14 protein-coding genes are annotated in these 16,916 nt (G+C 39.9%); 9 read left to right on the top strand and 5 right to left on the bottom strand.

Translation table 11 applies throughout. From position 1 onward, the window contains the following. Positions 1-245: 245 nt before the first annotated feature. From HJP15_RS08495 to HJP15_RS08505, 3 genes are read left to right on the top strand one after another with little or no spacing between them, the layout of a single operon-like run. Positions 246-1,640 (top strand): RimK-like ATPgrasp N-terminal domain-containing protein, encoded by a 1,395-nt coding sequence (locus HJP15_RS08495; RefSeq protein WP_170173527.1) that lies wholly within the window; start codon positions 246-248, stop codon positions 1,638-1,640. Further along, complete coding sequence (locus HJP15_RS08500; protein ID WP_054453014.1) at positions 1,640-2,767, top strand: GNAT family N-acetyltransferase/peptidase C39 family protein; 1,128 nt, start codon at positions 1,640-1,642, stop codon at positions 2,765-2,767. The genes HJP15_RS08495 and HJP15_RS08500 overlap by 1 nt, the downstream gene beginning before the upstream one ends. A gap of 16 nt (positions 2,768-2,783) precedes the next feature. Continuing rightward, positions 2,784-3,299 carry an MgtC/SapB family protein gene (locus tag HJP15_RS08505; protein ID WP_054204631.1) on the top strand — a complete coding sequence of 172 codons (516 nt, stop codon included), beginning with the start codon at positions 2,784-2,786 and terminating at the stop codon, positions 3,297-3,299. 24 nt (positions 3,300-3,323) lie between these two features. Here HJP15_RS08505 and HJP15_RS08510 read toward each other — a convergent pair whose 3' ends face one another. Continuing rightward, positions 3,324-4,115 carry an alpha/beta fold hydrolase gene (locus tag HJP15_RS08510; RefSeq protein WP_170173529.1) on the bottom strand — a complete coding sequence of 264 codons (792 nt, stop codon included), beginning with the start codon at positions 4,113-4,115 and terminating at the stop codon, positions 3,324-3,326. 55 nt (positions 4,116-4,170) lie between these two features. Beyond that, positions 4,171-5,181, bottom strand: coding sequence for a GlxA family transcriptional regulator (locus HJP15_RS08515; RefSeq protein ID WP_169326420.1), 1,011 nt, complete (start codon positions 5,179-5,181; stop codon positions 4,171-4,173). A 126-nt stretch (positions 5,182-5,307) separates the two neighbouring features. Between HJP15_RS08515 and HJP15_RS08520 the strand changes: the two genes are divergently transcribed. The 5 genes from HJP15_RS08520 (at position 5,308) to HJP15_RS08540 (ending at position 12,250) form a co-directional block, all read left to right on the top strand. Continuing rightward, positions 5,308-7,206, top strand: coding sequence for a beta-ketoacyl synthase (locus HJP15_RS08520; RefSeq protein WP_170173532.1), 1,899 nt, complete (start codon positions 5,308-5,310; stop codon positions 7,204-7,206). A 184-nt stretch (positions 7,207-7,390) separates the two neighbouring features. Further along, positions 7,391-9,196: a M14 family metallopeptidase gene (locus HJP15_RS08525; protein WP_054204627.1), complete on the top strand. Its 1,806-nt coding sequence runs from the start codon at positions 7,391-7,393 to the stop codon at positions 9,194-9,196. A gap of 3 nt (positions 9,197-9,199) precedes the next feature. Further along, positions 9,200-9,841, top strand: coding sequence for an MBL fold metallo-hydrolase (locus HJP15_RS08530; protein WP_170173534.1), 642 nt, complete (start codon positions 9,200-9,202; stop codon positions 9,839-9,841). Positions 9,842-9,929: 88 nt separating this feature from the next. Further along, positions 9,930-10,388, top strand: a complete 459-nt coding sequence (locus HJP15_RS08535; protein ID WP_016707271.1) for an Lrp/AsnC family transcriptional regulator — start codon at positions 9,930-9,932, stop codon at positions 10,386-10,388. Between the two features lie 305 nt (positions 10,389-10,693). Further along, the gene (locus tag HJP15_RS08540; RefSeq protein WP_054204625.1) at positions 10,694-12,250 is read left to right on the top strand and encodes a SulP family inorganic anion transporter; all 1,557 of its coding nucleotides are present in this window, start codon (positions 10,694-10,696) and stop codon (positions 12,248-12,250) included. A 71-nt stretch (positions 12,251-12,321) separates the two neighbouring features. On the opposite strand, the gene HJP15_RS08545 is transcribed toward HJP15_RS08540, so the two are convergent. Both HJP15_RS08545 and asnS read right to left on the bottom strand, forming a co-directional pair. Next, positions 12,322-13,266, bottom strand: coding sequence for a substrate-binding domain-containing protein (locus HJP15_RS08545; protein WP_170173536.1), 945 nt, complete (start codon positions 13,264-13,266; stop codon positions 12,322-12,324). 114 nt (positions 13,267-13,380) lie between these two features. Beyond that, a complete protein-coding gene (gene asnS / locus HJP15_RS08550) occupies positions 13,381-14,778 on the bottom strand; it encodes an asparagine--tRNA ligase (RefSeq protein ID WP_054453000.1) in 1,398 nt (465 codons plus the stop codon). A 288-nt stretch (positions 14,779-15,066) separates the two neighbouring features. Between asnS and HJP15_RS08555 the strand changes: the two genes are divergently transcribed. Continuing rightward, positions 15,067-15,501 carry an AAA family ATPase gene (locus tag HJP15_RS08555; RefSeq protein WP_054204622.1) on the top strand — a complete coding sequence of 145 codons (435 nt, stop codon included), beginning with the start codon at positions 15,067-15,069 and terminating at the stop codon, positions 15,499-15,501. A 76-nt stretch (positions 15,502-15,577) separates the two neighbouring features. On the opposite strand, the gene bioA is transcribed toward HJP15_RS08555, so the two are convergent. Continuing rightward, on the bottom strand, positions 15,578-16,867 hold the full coding sequence (gene bioA, locus HJP15_RS08560; RefSeq protein ID WP_170173537.1) for an adenosylmethionine--8-amino-7-oxononanoate transaminase: 1,290 nt from the start codon (positions 16,865-16,867) through the stop codon (positions 15,578-15,580). Between the last annotated feature and the right edge of the window lie 49 nt (positions 16,868-16,916).

The following is a 16,916-nucleotide window of genomic DNA, read 5'->3' on the forward strand; positions in this document are numbered from 1 at the left end:
TTATCCTAACGCTAAAAATAACTCGTTGGTCAGAAAGTTAAAAAACCTTTATAAATCACTCGTAGCTTAGGCTAAAGCACCCATCCTGTTAAGTTAGCGTGTTATTTATAACCCTCACTTAGCAGTATGGGTGTTTCTATTTAAGCGTATACCTAAACCAACCCTGTGCAACGCTTTGTCTGCCTCTAGAGGTGGCTTGGGTATATACGCATTTACTTTATTTTGACTTATTTTTAGGAAAAGTCGTGTTTAAAACCTTAATCGTGGTTGATAACAACGAGCAAACCCTTGCTCACTCATTTGAAAACGTAATTACCTTCAATACCTATTTACGTGACTACCCAAAGCTTAATGAGCCAAAAACACGCATTATTAACTTGTGTGATTCGAGCCAATACTTGAGCAAAGGCTATTATTGTTCATTACTTGCAGAGGCCCGTAAACATCAAGTATTACCGAGTGTGAAAACCATCAATGCCTTACGAAGTGGCCAAGCTTTAATGCTTAATTTAGGCCAAATTGACGGTACGTTCTATTTTGGTAATGCTGTAAATGAACTGCAAAGTAAAGCGGCAAAAGCGGTATTTAAACAATACCCAGCACCGATCTTATTTGTTGATCACGCAGGGTTATTACAACAAGGTTCTTTAGCGTCACTTAATAGTGAGCAGCACCAAGAGTTTGTCGCCAAGCTAAACGAATTTACACAAACGCAGTGGCGTATTAGTGATATGCAGAAACGCCACCGTTGGGATATGGCAATTTTGGTTGATCACAACGAAAAAGTGCCGCCAAGTGATAAAGACGCCATTGCGCGCTTTATAAAAGCAGCCGCTAAGCATGGTATTCATGCTCAAGCGCTAAGCTTTGAAGAGATTGATAACATTGCACAGTTTGATGCGCTATTTATTCGTCAAACGACCGCGATTGATCACCCAACTTACCGTCTTGCAAGTAAAGCGCAAAGTTTAGGGCTCGTAGTGATTGATGATGCAGATTCGATTTTGCGTTGTTGTAATAAGGTATATTTACATGATGCGTTTAACTATCAAAAAGTACCAAGTTTAAAAACCATGGTAGTGGCTGATCAAACAGACGAAACAATTACACAATTAGAAGCGACATTTACTTACCCGTTAGTACTGAAAATGCCAGAAGGGTCATTTTCGAAAGGTGTTTATAAAGTTGCTGATCAAACTGAGCTGAAAGTTAAGCTAACGGAACTTTTTGAATTTAGCGCATTAGTGCTTGCACAAGAGTATATGTACACAGAATACGATTGGCGAGTGGGCGTATTAAATGGACGCGCTATTTATGCCTGTCGCTATTTAATGGCGCGTAATCATTGGCAAATTTATAACCATGATGCAAAACGGTTTTTCTCGGGTGGGTTTGAAACACTGCCAACTTTTGAGTTACCAAAAGCAGTATTAGACGCCGCTTTAAAAGCGTGTAAAACGGTTGGTAAAGGCTTATATGGTGTAGATGTAAAAGAGCATCAAGGCCGTGCTTATGTGCTTGAAGTAAACGACAATCCAAGTATTGATCATAAAGTAGAAGATGCCTATTTAGGGGATGAACTTTATATGATCATCATGGATGAATTTAAACAGCGACTTGAAGCAAGAGGCCGCGGTTAATGACTCAATATGATGTGGCAGTTCGTGCTGCCACTGACTTAGATTTAAACGCGTTACTTGAAATAGAACAACAAAGCTTTAGCCAAGATAGGTTAAGTGCACGGAGTTTAAAGCGTTGGATATCGGCTAAACACGGCATCTTACTCGTTGCACAGTGTCAGCAGCAATTACTCGGTTATGGTTTAGTGTGGTGTCATAAGGGAACGCGGCTGGCGCGGTTATATTCGCTTGCAGTTACGCCACACGCACAAGGTAAAGGCATTGCACAGCAATTATTAAAGGCACTTGAGCAGGCAACAGCACAGCGTGGACGACTGTATATGCGCTTAGAAGTTGCAGTAAATAATACCCAAGCAATTGGCCTTTATGAAAAGCTAGGTTATCGAGTATTTGGCCAATACAGTGATTATTACGATGATCATAGTGATGCGCTACGGATGCAAAAAAACATTCGTCAAACTGACGAATTACAGTTTGCACGTTTAACGCCTTGGTATCAGCAAACGACAGAGTTTACATGTGGGCCATCCGCCTTGTTAATGGCTATGGGCAGTGTGAATCAAAAGCAAGTGCTTGATCAAGGCGCTGAGTTAGCTATTTGGCGAGAAGCAACCACTATATTTATGACCTCAGGACATGGTGGGTGTCATCCGTTAGGCTTAGCTTTAGCTGCCGATAAACGCGGTTACGATGTGGAAATAATGCTTAACACTGAGGATGCCTTATTTGTTGATGGTGTACGCAGTGAGACTAAAAAAACAGTGCTACGTGCTGTCCATCAGCAGTTTGTTGAGCAAATTTCGCAGCATGAGTTAAGTATTAACTACAGTGATGTAGATTTAAGTCATATAGAGCAGTGGGTAGAACGTGGTTTCAGTGTCTTAGTGTTGATCAGTACTTATCGTTTTGATGGTAAAAAATCACCGCATTGGGTGTGTATCACTCATCTTGATGATCACTGCTTATATGTTCATGATCCATTTTGTGAAAACGATAAACAACGCGCACTAGATTGCCAGCATGTGCCTGTATCGCGTGCTGATTTTTCGAGTATGGCCGCCTTTGGAACAAGTCGATTACGTACTGCTGTTGCAGTTAATTTATCAGCCCGAATTAAGGGTAAATAATTTATAAGGAAAGCGAGTGACATTATACGAGCTTGTTGATGTGGCGCCTTATTCATGGTCTGCTATTGGGACAGCCGCATTTTGCGGCGCAATTATTGGTGCCGAGCGTCAACTAAGAGGAAAACCTGTGGGTATTCGTACCTCTGCGTTAATTACCTTGGGTACTTACTTGTTTTTAGCGACAGCCTTTAATTTACAGGGCGATGTAATAGATCATTCACGGGTGGTTGGGCAAATAATTACTGGTATTGGGTTTTTAGGTGCTGGCGTTATGCTAGCAAAAGACGGGGCTGTTGTTGGCGTAACATCAGCAGCGACTATCTGGGTTCTGGCCTCAATAGGCGTGATGATAGCAACGCACAGTCTGGCACCTGCGATTAAGCTCTCAGTGCTGGTGGTGGGCATTTTATATGGTGTTGATGTGCTTGAAGCGCAATTTAAAAGCTTGAGTAAAGGCGTACACCGACATGTTAAAATTTATTCCAAGCGCTATTACAGGCGTAATAAAGAGGAAGAAAAAAGCCACGATTAAGTGGCTTATAAGTAATTAAAAGCGCTATTCGTTAAGTTCAAAAGCCTTACCATATTCAATGCTTTTTAAAATTGTTGTAGCAATTAATAGGGGGTCATCAATCATTGGTACATGGCCAATGTCTTTTAAAATCAGAGAGCGAGCGTCGGGGAGGCGCTCTTTAGCTATCACAGCGTTTATATTCGGTGGAAATAAGAGATCACATTCAGGCCATACCAAAGTACAAGGACAAGGCAGTGGCTCGGTAAAATTAAGCGACTGTTTTGTATTAAAAAGTGAGCTTTTAACTTCGCAGTACAGCATATCTTCTACCATGGCAGTAAATTCACATCCACTGAGCTTGTTTCCATATTTTGCAACGTCTTTTAATGCCAACATTCTTATTAAAGATGACTTCGCTAGTAAAGGTAACAGTGGTTGTGTGATTTTAGCAATAAATGCCAGGCGCTTTAATTTTTTAAGCGCAAGATGTTGTCCATGTTGTGGCGTGTTCCAAAAACCTGCTGGAGATATGGCACACACGCTTGCGGCTCGTCCTCTTTTAGCGAGCTCGATAGCGGCCCACCCACCCATAGAGTTGCCGGTGATATGGGGTTTATCGATGTTGTACTTATCTAACAATCGCTCAAAGTCATCTATTATGTCGCTAATTTCTATACTGCTAGTGGCTTTATTACCGCCTCGATGGCCAAGTGCAGTGAATGCGAAGACTTCGTTTGAAGGGCTTAATAAAGGCACAACGTGTTTCCATGTATTGCAAGATGATGTCGCGCCATGCAGTAATACGATGGTTTCCCCTGTTCCTTGATGGATCATGACTGTCCTTTATGACGGTAATACATATAATATTATAATGCATTTAATTAATAGATTAGCCAAATAGTTTTCTTCTAACGACTTTTCGATACTCACTTGGTGTTTGCGAGAGTACTTTTTTAAACACGCGGGTTAAATGCCCTTGATCATTATATCCCACCTCAAGAGCCACTTCTTGAATTGATAAGTTAGAGCAAGCAAGCAACTCTTTAGCCGTTTGAACTCGCAATTGCTGCCAATACTCTATTGGACTTTGATTGGTCGCACTTCGAAAACGACGTGTAAAAGTACGGTAACTTAAACCAAATAGTTGTGCAACATCGTTTAAACTTTGCTCAGTGGACACGTTGTTTTTTAACCAAAATTGAATTTGTGCAATTAATTCATCTGGATGTCTATCAACGGCACCCTCTAAATATCTTTGCTCTTCATATGGCTTACGTATTTCATGAGAAAAATTGCGCTCAACATGTTGTGCGGCTGCTTGCCCATAATACTGGCTTATAACATGTACGATTACATCCGCGAGTGCATTTAAGCTCGCAACACAATATAAACGCTCCGACTGAGTGATAAAAAAATCAGGTTTAAGCAACACTAATGGATAATCTCGCTTAAATTGTTCAGCATAATGCCAATGTGTTGTTGCAGGGTGACCATTTAATAGTTCAGCTTCGGCGATAAGACAATTGCCCGTGCCCACTCCAATAATCGAACTGCCATTTTGCCAACTCGCCCCAAGCCATTTAACTAGCTGGTTATTTGCGCGGACTACAGGGCGGGGGTTTCGCCAAATTCCAGGCACAATTATTAAGTCACTGTGAGGCGCAGTAAGGTGCGTATCATCTGGTAAAATAGCTAACCCGCTACGATTTTTGATTGGCTGTGTATTCTCAGCAATTAAATTAATGGTTAATGGTCGAAAAGGGATTGATTGAAGATGGCTTTTTGCAAAGGCTTCGCCTGCTCTTAGCATCTCTATTGGTAAGGTTAAACTAGTGATTAATAAATGCTGGTAAACCAAAATACTGATCTGTAATGACGATTGTTTTTTGTTTGTGTCCATTTAATTGCTCCGACCAGTGATCGCTGGCCTGTTAGGCTGGTTATTTGGCTATTTAAGCACAATCTGGAATGTTAAATCCATCTAAACTGTATACATACCCGATAACACGTTTTCTCAAGGTAAATTATGACAGCATTATCCGTTATTGTCGGCATGGGCGGAATTAACGCCGCAGGCCGTACTTCATTTCATCAAGGCTATCGTCGTATCGTGTTAGACAGCTTGAGTGCAAATGCTCGCCAAGAAACATTTTTAGGCTTAGCAACTTTAATGAATCTTGTTTCAATGCAAGAAGGTGAATTAAAAGATGAGTCTGGTAAGGTTGTTAGGCAAAATGATATTGAGTCGTTATTTGGCGAGCAAGTGATTGCAGGCACCTTGATCCGAAAGATTGAAAAGAATCACTTTGATGTTGATGCCACACCGTGGCAGCAAAAAATGACCTTCACAGCCAGTGATGAACAAAACATTGTATTTGAAACGCGCCGTCGCGATTTACCGCAGCCTATACCTGCTAGCTGGCTTATTGAAGATTTAGAAGATAAAAAAGTAAAAATAACGATCAGTGCAGAAGTTGCGATTAAACATGACAGCACCCGTGATAATCCAATAAAAGCAGCGGGTCAGTTACCTACCGGTTTTGATCCATCTACTATGTACAATAGTCGTTACCAACCGCGCGGGCTGCAAGCGACAATTTTTGCTGCAACCGATGCAATTAAGTCAACGGGTTTAGATTGGCAATCTATTATGAACAGTGTTGAACCCGATCAAATCGGCACATATTCAGCGTCAATTGCTGGGCAAGTTAATGATGAAGGTTTTGGTGGTTTAATTCGTTCTCGCCAGCAGGGCGAGAGAGTAAGCACTAAGCAGCTTGCACTTGGTTTAAATACTATGTCTACGGACTTTATTAATGCTTATGTAACTGGAAATGTAGGCACTACATTTACTACATCAGGTGCATGCGCTACATTTTTGTACAATTTACGTGCGGCAGTAAATGATATTCAAGCGGGGCGTACTCGTGTTGCAGTCGTTGCCAGCGTTGAGTGTGCAATTACACCTGAGATGATCGAAGGCTTTGGTAATATGGGGGCGCTCGCTAACGAAGAGGGCTTAAAACGTTTAGATGGAACTGATACGGTGGATCATCGTCGTACAAGTCGGCCTTTTGGCGAAAACTGTGGTTTTACAATTGGTGAAGGCGCGCAAGTTGTTATTTTGATGGATGATGCACTTGCATTAGAGCTTGGCGCTCAGATCATGGGATCTGTTGCCGATGTATTTGTTAATGCGGATGGTGTTAAAAAATCAATTACAGCCCCAGGTCCAGGTAATTACATTACGATGGCTAAATCGGTTGCATTGGCTGCTAATATTTTAGGTATTGACGCTGTTCAACAGCGAAGCTTTATTTTAGCGCATGGCTCAAGTACACCTCAAAACCGCGTAACAGAGTCACTTATTTATCACCGAGTGGCACAAACATTTGCAATAGATAATTGGAAAGTGTCAGCGCCTAAAGCGTTCGTTGGTCATACATTAGCCCCCGCGAGTGGCGATCAGTTAGCAATGGCGCTAGGTGTATTTACACACAATATTATGCCGGGTATTACCACGATAGATAAAGTAGCTGATGACGTCCATAGCCAACACTTAGATATCCGTACAGCGCATTATCAATGTGATGATATGGATATTGCCTTTATTAACTCAAAAGGTTTTGGTGGAAATAATGCAACTGCCACGGTACTTTCACCTAAAGTAACAATAAATATGCTTGCTAAGCGCCATGGCAGTGCAGTTATGAATAAATACGCACAAAGTAATAAAGTAGTTAAAGCAGCTCAAGCTGATTACCAGCAACAAGCTGATTTAGGTCAGTATGCGCTTATTTATCGCTTTGGAGATGGCATGATTGAAGAAAATGACATTGTCATTTCTAATACGCAAATGAATATTCCAGGCTTTGAAAAAGCCATTAAATTTAGTAAGACGAATCCTTATCAAGATATGTTTTAAGCACATAACTCTTGAATGGCAAGGCGCTTTTATAGCGCCTTTTTTATTGTTTAAAATAGGTGCGTGTTAAAAGCTGTAATTGTCATTGGCTGTATTTTTTTGTTGAACTACCGCAGTTTACGCGACCTGCTCTGTATCCTTGTTATAATTTCAAGCACTTAAAAGGCTAAAGTTAGAGAGACCTATGATTGCCAGTTTATTATTATTAAGTGCCAGTATTACATTAGATAGCCATTTGCCACCGTTACTACCATGGCAAGGGCAAAGTTTGGCACTACTGCAACAAAAAGGTCCTTTAACAACCGACTTTGAGCTGAGCGAAGGTTTAGAATCACCAAATTATCAGTTAACGATGGAATTTGTAGATCGTCTTGTCGCAGCTAATCCAACTCAGTTTAAAGTTCAAACCATTGCTCACAGTGCAAGTGGCCGCGCTATCAAAATGATCATAGCAAGTGAAACCGGCGAGTTTTCTGCCTCGCAATTATCGCATACCAATAAACCGACCATCTTTATTCAAGCTGGTATTCATGCGGGTGAAATTGACGGTAAAGACGCAACATTTATGTTATTACGCGATATAGCGACTGGTAAACGTCGTGATATTTTAAGCCAAGTGAATATACTCTTTATTCCGATTTTAAATGTGGATGGCCACGAGCGCAGTAGCCAGTTTAATCGTATTAATCAACGTGGGCCTGTAAAAATGGGCTTTAGAACCAATGCAAACAACCTTAATTTAAATCGAGATTATACAAAACTAGATACCCCGGAAGTAAGAGGGGTTATGAATATGATTAATCAATTTTCTCCTGACTTATACATTGACGTTCATGTCACTGATGGGGCGGATTACCAGTACGATGTAACGTACGGTTACAATCCTGTTTTTGCAAGTGAGTCCCCGAGCGTTTCAGATGCACTTAACCAATACTTCAAGCCTGTAATTGATACTAAATTACAAGAGTCGGGTCATATACCGGGCCCACTTGTATTTGTAATGGATAAACGCGAGTTTAAAAAAGGGTTAGCAGGATGGGTAGCAACACCACGCTATTCAAATGGGTGGGGAGATTTAAGATCGTTACCGACGATACTTGTTGAAAATCATTCGCTGAAACCTTACAAACAACGCGTACTTGGTACATATGTGTTTTTAGATGGTGCAATATCTGCGTTAGCACAGCATCATCAGCAATTAGCAGCTGCTGTGCAAAAAGAGCACGAATTTGTTCCTAGTCAGCTTATAGTGCAACGCGGGTATGCAAAAAAAGCCAATTCGATTGAATTCAAAGGCATAAAATACGCTCGCAGCAAAAGTACCCTCAGTGGTCAAATGGAAGTTAAATATTTAGGTGAAAAGCAAGCATACACAGATTTACCTATCTATTGGCAAAAAGAAGTTACTAAGACAATTACAGTGCCTGCAGCATTTTATATACCTGCGGCATACCCAAATATAATTGAAAAATTGAAATTGCAGGGTGTTTTAGTTGAAAAAATAACGACAGCTTCACAAGGTGTAGATGACTTAAAGGTTGCAGTAGTCACTGAACATGAATTTGATAAAGCGCCATTTGAAGGACGCTTTAGAGTCAATGCGAAGTTTGACATTCAAACAGCTGCTCCCCAAAACTTAACGGGTTGGTTTAAGGTTGTTACAGCGCAACCTCTAGGTGAATTAGTTGCACATTTGCTTCACCCAGCAGCACCAGACTCATTTTTCGCATGGGGGGAGTTTAATACGATTTTTCAACGTACTGAATACATGGAAAATTACGCATTAGCCCCCTATGCACGCCAAATGTTAAAAGACAAACCTGCGTTGGCACTTGAATTCGATAAAAAAATTAGGGAAGATTCAAATTTTGCAAACAATGCTCAAGCTCGATTGAATTGGTTATATGAAAAAACCCCATTTTATGATCAAGCATATTTGAAATACCCAATCTTAATGGCATTTAATGCTCAACCAGAAGTAAAGAATTAAGTCATGGAAATTATTACGTTACCAGTAACAGCGTTTGCACAAAATTGCCGTATTGTTATTTGCAAAAAAACACGTAAAGCAACGGTTTTAGACCCTGGTGGAGATGCAGATAAAATCATTACTGAGCTTGCTAAATATGATTTAACTCCAGATTGTATTTTGTTAACCCATGGTCATCTTGATCATGTTGGCGCAGCAAAAATACTGGCCGATCATTTTAGTATTGATATTGTAGGGCCGCACAAGGATGAGTTATTTTGGTTTGACGCATTACCAATGCAAGCTCAGATGTTTAGCTTTAAACCGATAACGCCATTTACGCCAACACATTGGTTATCAGGTGGTGATATATTTTCTGTCGGTGAGCTGCGTTTTGAAATACGCCACTGCCCAGGCCATACTCCTGGACATATAGTGTTTTACGAACCGACGCATGGCGTTGTATTTGTGGGGGATGTTATTTTTAAAGGCTCAGTAGGGCGCACTGACTTTCCTAAAGGGGATGCGCAACAACTACTCGAGTCGATTAAAAAACATATTTTAACCTTGCCAGAAGAAACACGTATTTTATCTGGGCATGGACCGGACACTAAAGTAGTGACGGAGCGCATATCAAATCCATTTATAAGCGGTAAATTTGGTTAATAACGCATAAAGAATGCATAAAAATACAAGACGGATTAAATAAAGCAATGTATAATTTAACCAATTAGTAATATAAAAAAGAATTATTATGTCTTTAAATCATGTTGATCGCCAAATTTTGGCACTATTACAGCAAGATGCTAGTCTTTCTACAGCTGACATTGCTGATAAAGTAGGTTTGTCTCAATCGCCTTGTTGGCGCCGTATTGCTAAACTTGAGCAAGATGGTTATATCAAAGGAAAAGTTGCCTTACTCGACGAGAAAAAACTTGGCTTTGACATGCTAGTTTACGCTCATGTACGCTTATCAAATCATGGCCGTACAAATTTAGCTGAATTTGAAAGATTAATTTTGAGCTATGATGAAGTAACTGAGTGTTACAGTATGGCAGGTACAATGGACTTTATGTTGCGCATTATTTCAAAAGGAATTGAAGGGTATGAGCAGTTTGTACGTGATAATTTATTAAATCTAGAATTTGTTCAAGAAGTTCACTCTAATGTGACTATGACATGCGTTAAACGCAGCACGTCACTGCCTCTTTAATACCATGTTTAACAGGTTAAATAGATTATCATTACTCTTTTTTAACCTGTTTCTACAATTTATACTACTATACTAAAGCAGCGTAACGATTCAAACTTTAGCTGTATCATCGTTGTTTATTATCTTTAAATTACTTTGCATTAATGCTATTCCCTTTTAAAAAAGGAACAATGTGCAGTGTAAGCCTCTATTAAACCCATAACAGAAACGCGCACCGGATGTTGTTTGGGTATACATTGTTAACCTGTACTTAATTTGTTAGAATTCAGCGCTTTTTTTGATCCCACACACCCAAGAGGAATTCAATGTTTAACTTACTCAGCAAGGCGCCAAGCTCTGCTAAAAACGACATACTGTCAGGTATCACGGTTGCGCTTGCACTCGTCCCTGAAGCTGTTGCGTTTGCTTTTGTTGCAAATGTAGAACCTTTAGTTGGTTTGTACGCAGCATTTATAGTTGGTTTGATAACTGCTATTTTTGGTGGACGTCCGGGAATGATCTCAGGTGCAACCGGTGCACTTGCCGTAGTAATGGTAAGTTTAGTGATGGATCATGGTGTTGAATATCTCTTTGCCACTGTTCTGCTCATGGGGATACTGCAAATATTAGCCGGGGTCTTTAAGCTTGGTAAGTTTATTCGCATGGTACCGCACCCTGTTATGCTCGGCTTTGTGAACGGACTTGCAATTGTAATTTTCCTCGCTCAACTTGGTCAGTTTAAAGTGCCAGATGGTCAAGGTGGTATGCAATGGATGACAGGCTCGCCGATGATGATCATGTTAGGGTTAGTTGCTTTAACAATGGCTATTATTCACTTTCTACCAAAATTAACGACGGCAGTACCGTCTACGCTGGTGGCAATTGTGACGGTAACAGCATTGGTAATGGGCTTAGATTTAGAAGCACGCACTGTACTTGATTTCCTCAAAGATATGACGGGTGATAGCGCGGCAACAATTGCTGGTGGCTTACCTGAGTTTCATATTCCAATGGTTCCATTTACGTTTGAAACCCTTAAAATCATTTTACCTTATGCATTAATTTTAGCTGCAATTGGTTTGATTGAATCATTACTAACGCTTAGCCTAATTGATGAAATTACAGAAACGCGCGGGCACAGTAATAAAGAGTGTATTGGTCAAGGCGCTGCAAATGTAACGTGTGGTTTCTTTGGTGCAATGGGCGGGTGTGCAATGATTGGCCAATCAATGATCAATATTAATTCAGGTGGCCGTTCGCGTTTATCAGGTATTACCGCTGCATTAATGTTGCTAGGTTTCATTATTTTTGCTGCAGGCTTAATTGAGATGGTCCCACTCGCTGCTCTTGTGGGTGTAATGTTTATGGTTGTATTAGGCACGTTTGAATGGGCGAGTTTCAAAATGATGAAACGCGTACCAAAGTCAGATGCCTTTGTGATTGTTTTAGTATCGGGTGTGACAGTTATTACAGATTTAGCGATTGCAGTATGCGTAGGTGTGATTGTATCGGCCTTAGTATTTGCATGGCAACATGCTAAACATATCTTTACTACAAACTATATAGATGAAGAGGGTGCTAAAGTATATGAATTACACGGACCTTTATTCTTCGGATCAGTGAAACAGTTTTCTGAATTATTCGATATTAAAAACGATCCTAAAGACGTTATTATAGAGTTTAAGTACAGTCGTGTTGCTGATCATAGTGCGATAGAAGCAATAGATGCTTTAGCTGATAAATACACTAAAGCAGGTAAGCAACTTCACTTACGTCATTTAAGCCCTGACTGTACACAGTTGCTTCATAAGGCACGTGATTTAGTTGAGGTTAATGTGATAGAAGATCCAACTTACAAAGTTGTGTCGGATAAACTTGCATAAGCACGTTTCTCATATGGATTAAAAAGCGAAAGCATAAATGCTTTCGCTTTTTACTATCCGCATAAATAATATCAATCAACCATTATATAATGATGGCTAGTTAGTAATTCTCTGATATCTTTTGTCTTTAGAAAGTCAGATATTAATTTACCTTTTTTAACTGACTCAGCAGACTGCGTATTTACAATTAAAACTAATGGTCTTACAAAGTTATAATGGCTAGTTTTAACGGTCTCTTGCGTTGGGCTGACATCATTAATACTTAGTATTCTAATCTTATCGATTAGCTTTGAGTTTTTAAGTTGTGATACTGCACCAAAGGAATCAAACGCGATTGCATTTGGTATGCGTTGTACAATTCCTAACGCCTGATTAAATTCATTGTATAAAGCCACGTCTTGTTTGGAAAAGAGCCCTCTATTTCCTGCTGATTTAAATTTAATGGCGTCCGGTTGTGCTGATTTCATGTAATCAAGGTTTAAAAATTCCAAAAACACATCAAATGTACCGTGTTGAATACCTTTGCTGAATAAGTGTATTTGGTTATCTTGCTCTGACTTTGCAGTGTTTTTACCACTCACCTGACTCCAAAGGGTATATTTACCGCGATAAATATCACTGAGTTGTTCAGTGGATAGGTTTTTTATTGGATTTTCAATATTGGTAAAAAAAACTAAAGCGTCTTGGGCCAAAACAGTTTGTTTTAAATTCGGCCAACGTTCTTGCTCTGCTTTGGTCATATAGCGAGAAGATGCGCCTATATCTACTAAGTTCTCACCAATGGCTTGTATACCTTTATCACTGCCCATCCCTCGTAACTGCATTACACTCTGTTCAGTATTGTTAAAGTCAGCTTGAACAAGCTCTAACATTTGTACTACAGAGGTTGAACCTGCAACTAAAATTGTTTGAGGCTGTTGGGTATCAAGTTTTTGAGTATCAAGGTTTGAAAGTTGTGTTGATGAGGCGGCAACACAAAAGAATAAATTAGTGACAAGCAATAGGTGTTTAATCATATATATATCAGGTTATTGTTTTTTATAACTATAGTTGAAATTTAAAAAAGTATTTTAAATTTACAAAAAAACCAACACAAAGGTTGGTTTTTATTAGTTACTTAGTTACTTAGTTTAGTAAGTTGCGCTGCCTTTTGTACGAGGGAAGGCGATTACATCACGTACGTTGCCCATACCTGTTACATAAGCCACTAAACGTTCGAAACCCAGACCAAAACCAGAGTGTGGCACTGAACCATATTTACGTAGGTCACGATACCAGCTGTAGTCTTCTTTGTTTAAGCCCATTTCTTCTAAGCGCGCATCGAGTACATCAAGGCGTTCTTCACGTTGTGAGCCACCAATGATTTCGCCAATACCTGGTGCAACTACGTCCATAGCTGCTACTGTTTTGCCGTCTTCATTTTGACGCATGTAGAACGCTTTAATATCACGTGGGTAGTTTTTGATTACTACTGGCGCTTTAAAGTGCTCTTCAGCTAAGTAACGCTCATGCTCAGATTGTAAATCTACACCCCATTCAACAGCGTATTCAAATTTCTTGCCACAGTTTTTAAGAATTTCGACTGCGTCGGTGTAATCAACTTGGGCAAAATCTTTTTCTACAAACTCTTCTAAACGAGATATAGCTGTTTTCTCAACACGTTGAGCAAAAAACTCCATGTCATCACGACGTTCATCAAGTACCGCTTTAAATACATATTTAAGCATGTTCTCAGCAAGTTTTGCGATATCTTCAAGATCAGCAAAGGCAACTTCAGGCTCTACCATCCAAAACTCAGCTAGGTGGCGTGAAGTATTTGAGTTCTCCGCACGGAACGTTGGGCCAAAAGTATAGATTTTTGACATAGCCGATGCGTAAGTCTCACCATTTAACTGACCTGATACAGTAAGAAATGCTTCTTTACCGAAGAAGTCTTCACTGTAATCAACATCGCCTTTATCAGTACGCGGTAAGTTTTGCATATCAAGCGTTGATACACGGAACATTTCGCCAGCGCCTTCACAGTCACTTGCTGTTATAATAGGAGTACTGATCCAATAAAAGCCTTGTTCATGGTAGAAGCGGTGAATAGCTTGTGCTAAACAGTTACGAACACGTGTTACTGCACCAATCATGTTAGTTCGTGGGCGAAGGTGAGCGTGCTCACGTAAGTATTCAATACTGTGGCGTTTTGCTGACATTGGGTATGAATCTGGGTTTTCTACCCAACCTAATACTTGTACGCTATTTGCTTGAATTTCAAATGATTGACCTTGGCCAGCCGATTGTACTAAAACACCTGTAACTGATACAGAGCAACCCGCTGTTAGGTTGGTAACTTCATCATAATTATTAAGTGAATTAGGTACTACCGCCTGAATAGGATCAAAACATGAACCGTCATGAACGGCTAAAAATGAAATTCCTGCTTTTGAATCGCGGCGTGTACGGATCCAGCCTTTAATTGTTACTTGGCTGTCTACCGCAACCTTGCCTTTTAATAGCTCTGAAATCGCTAAGTGGCTCATCTTCACTCCAATGATATAAGTTGCCTACATTATATGTGCTGCATCGCACTTGAACGGTGTATCTTACCTTTGAATGTAAAATAAAAAAACATGTGTGAGCAACTCTTTGCTTATTCTTTTCATTTTTTTATCGTTTTTTTATGCTTTATAGCCAAATGTGTGATTTTTAGTCATAAAAAGCAAACGTAATAGCAATAAAAAACAGAATTACACTGCGATCAATACGTCTTTTATGGCATTATATCCACTCAAGGTGTTTAAATTAACTTGCCAAATATTATAGGTATTATGAAACAAGTCTTTATTTTACGTGGATTACCAGGGTGTGGTAAGTCTTATTATGCTCAAAACCTCGCGGACGAATTAGTTGCTGGTGACCAAAGTCAGTACTTAATTTGTTCAACAGATGATTACTTTTATAATGAGCGAGGAGAGTACCAATTTGATAAATTCAAACAGTCGCAATTTCATAATTTAAATTTAGCGCGATTTATTAATGCATTAGCTCAGTCAATTCCGCTTGTGATCGTGGATAACACAAATATTAAGAAGTGGGAATTTATTGCATATAATCAAGCTGCAATCGCGTTAGGGTATCAAGTAAAAGAAGTGATTGTTGGTGAAGTGAAAGATAAGTCATTGCAGCATCTATATGCAAAACGTAATGGCCATAATGTACCTTTAAAAATGATCAGTAAAATGGCATATATGTTTGAATGGTAGGAACAGTCGGTCCTAATGTAAAGGAAGCTGACGTAATGTGAGCTTCCTTTACATGTAATTTCGCGTTTATGTTAGTTTAGTAATGGCCGTCGTTAATCGCGTTGTAAATGGCAGTTATTAATGTGCTAATATCATCATCGCTTGTTACATATGGCGGCATTAGGTAGATAAGCTTACCAAATGGTCTTATCCAAACACCTTGTTTAATAAAATACGCTTGTATTTTTGCTACATCAACACTTCTGTCTAACTCCACAACACCGATAGCGCCTAACGTTCTAACATTAACGACACCTTCAAGAGTAAGGCAGCACTTTAGTTGGCTCAGCGCGTTGTTTAATTGTGTTATGCGTTTTTTCCAATCTTGATTCATTAGCAGATCAATGCTGGCACATGCGACAGAACACGCAAGTGGGTTACCCATGAATGTAGGGCCGTGCATTAGTACGCCAGCTTCACCATTGCTAATGCCAATGGCAATTTTATCTGTAGTTAACGTTGCCGAGAGAGTCATCATCCCGCCTGTTAGCGCTTTGCCAATACACATAATATCGGGTTCAATATCCGCATGTTCTACAGCAAAGAGTTTGCCCGTACGGCCAAATCCAGTGGCTATTTCATCGCAAATCAGCAATACATCGTATTGATTACATAGCTGGCGCACCGTTTTTAAATAGTGTGGATGATAGAAATTCATGCCGCCGGCATTTTGTACAATAGGTTCAATAATAAAAGCGGCTACTTGGTGATGATGGTTTTTAAAATACTCAGTAAGTATTGTGGCTTCAGATTCATCAAAAGGCTGGTCAAATTTACTTTGCGGAGCAGGCACAAATATATGCTCAGGTAAAAAGCCGCTGTATAGGGAATGCATTGAGTTCACCGGGTCACACACGCTCATTGCTGCAAAAGTATCTCCATGGTAACCCTTATAAGGCGTCATGAGTTTTTGCTTTGTTGTAATGCCTTGACTTAACCAGTACTGCAGCGCCATTTTTATTGCTACTTCAACACACACAGATCCGCTGTCTGCTAAAAATACTTTTTGTAAATTAGAAGGGGTGATCGCAACGAGTTTTTTACATAACTCAACGGCTGGCTGGTGTGTAATACCGCCAAACATGACATGACTCATAGTGTTCACTTGATTTACGACTGCCTTGGTGAGGTTGGGATGCCCATAACCATGGATAGCACTCCACCATGAAGCCATCCCATCAATAAGAGCTTCACCTGTTTGTAGGTGAATTTTATTCCCGAGTGTATGACTAACAGGGTAAACGGGAAGTGGGTTAACCATAGATGTATAAGGATGCCATATATGGTGGCGATCAAAATCGAGATCGATCGGTTGTTTATTGCTCATTTGTAAACTTCTACTTGCTGGGGTTCGTTGACAATGTTACGTCAAGAAG

It is taken from the genome of Pseudoalteromonas sp. NEC-BIFX-2020_002 (assembly GCF_013002825.1).
Lineage (GTDB): Bacteria > Pseudomonadota > Gammaproteobacteria > Enterobacterales > Alteromonadaceae > Pseudoalteromonas > Pseudoalteromonas neustonica.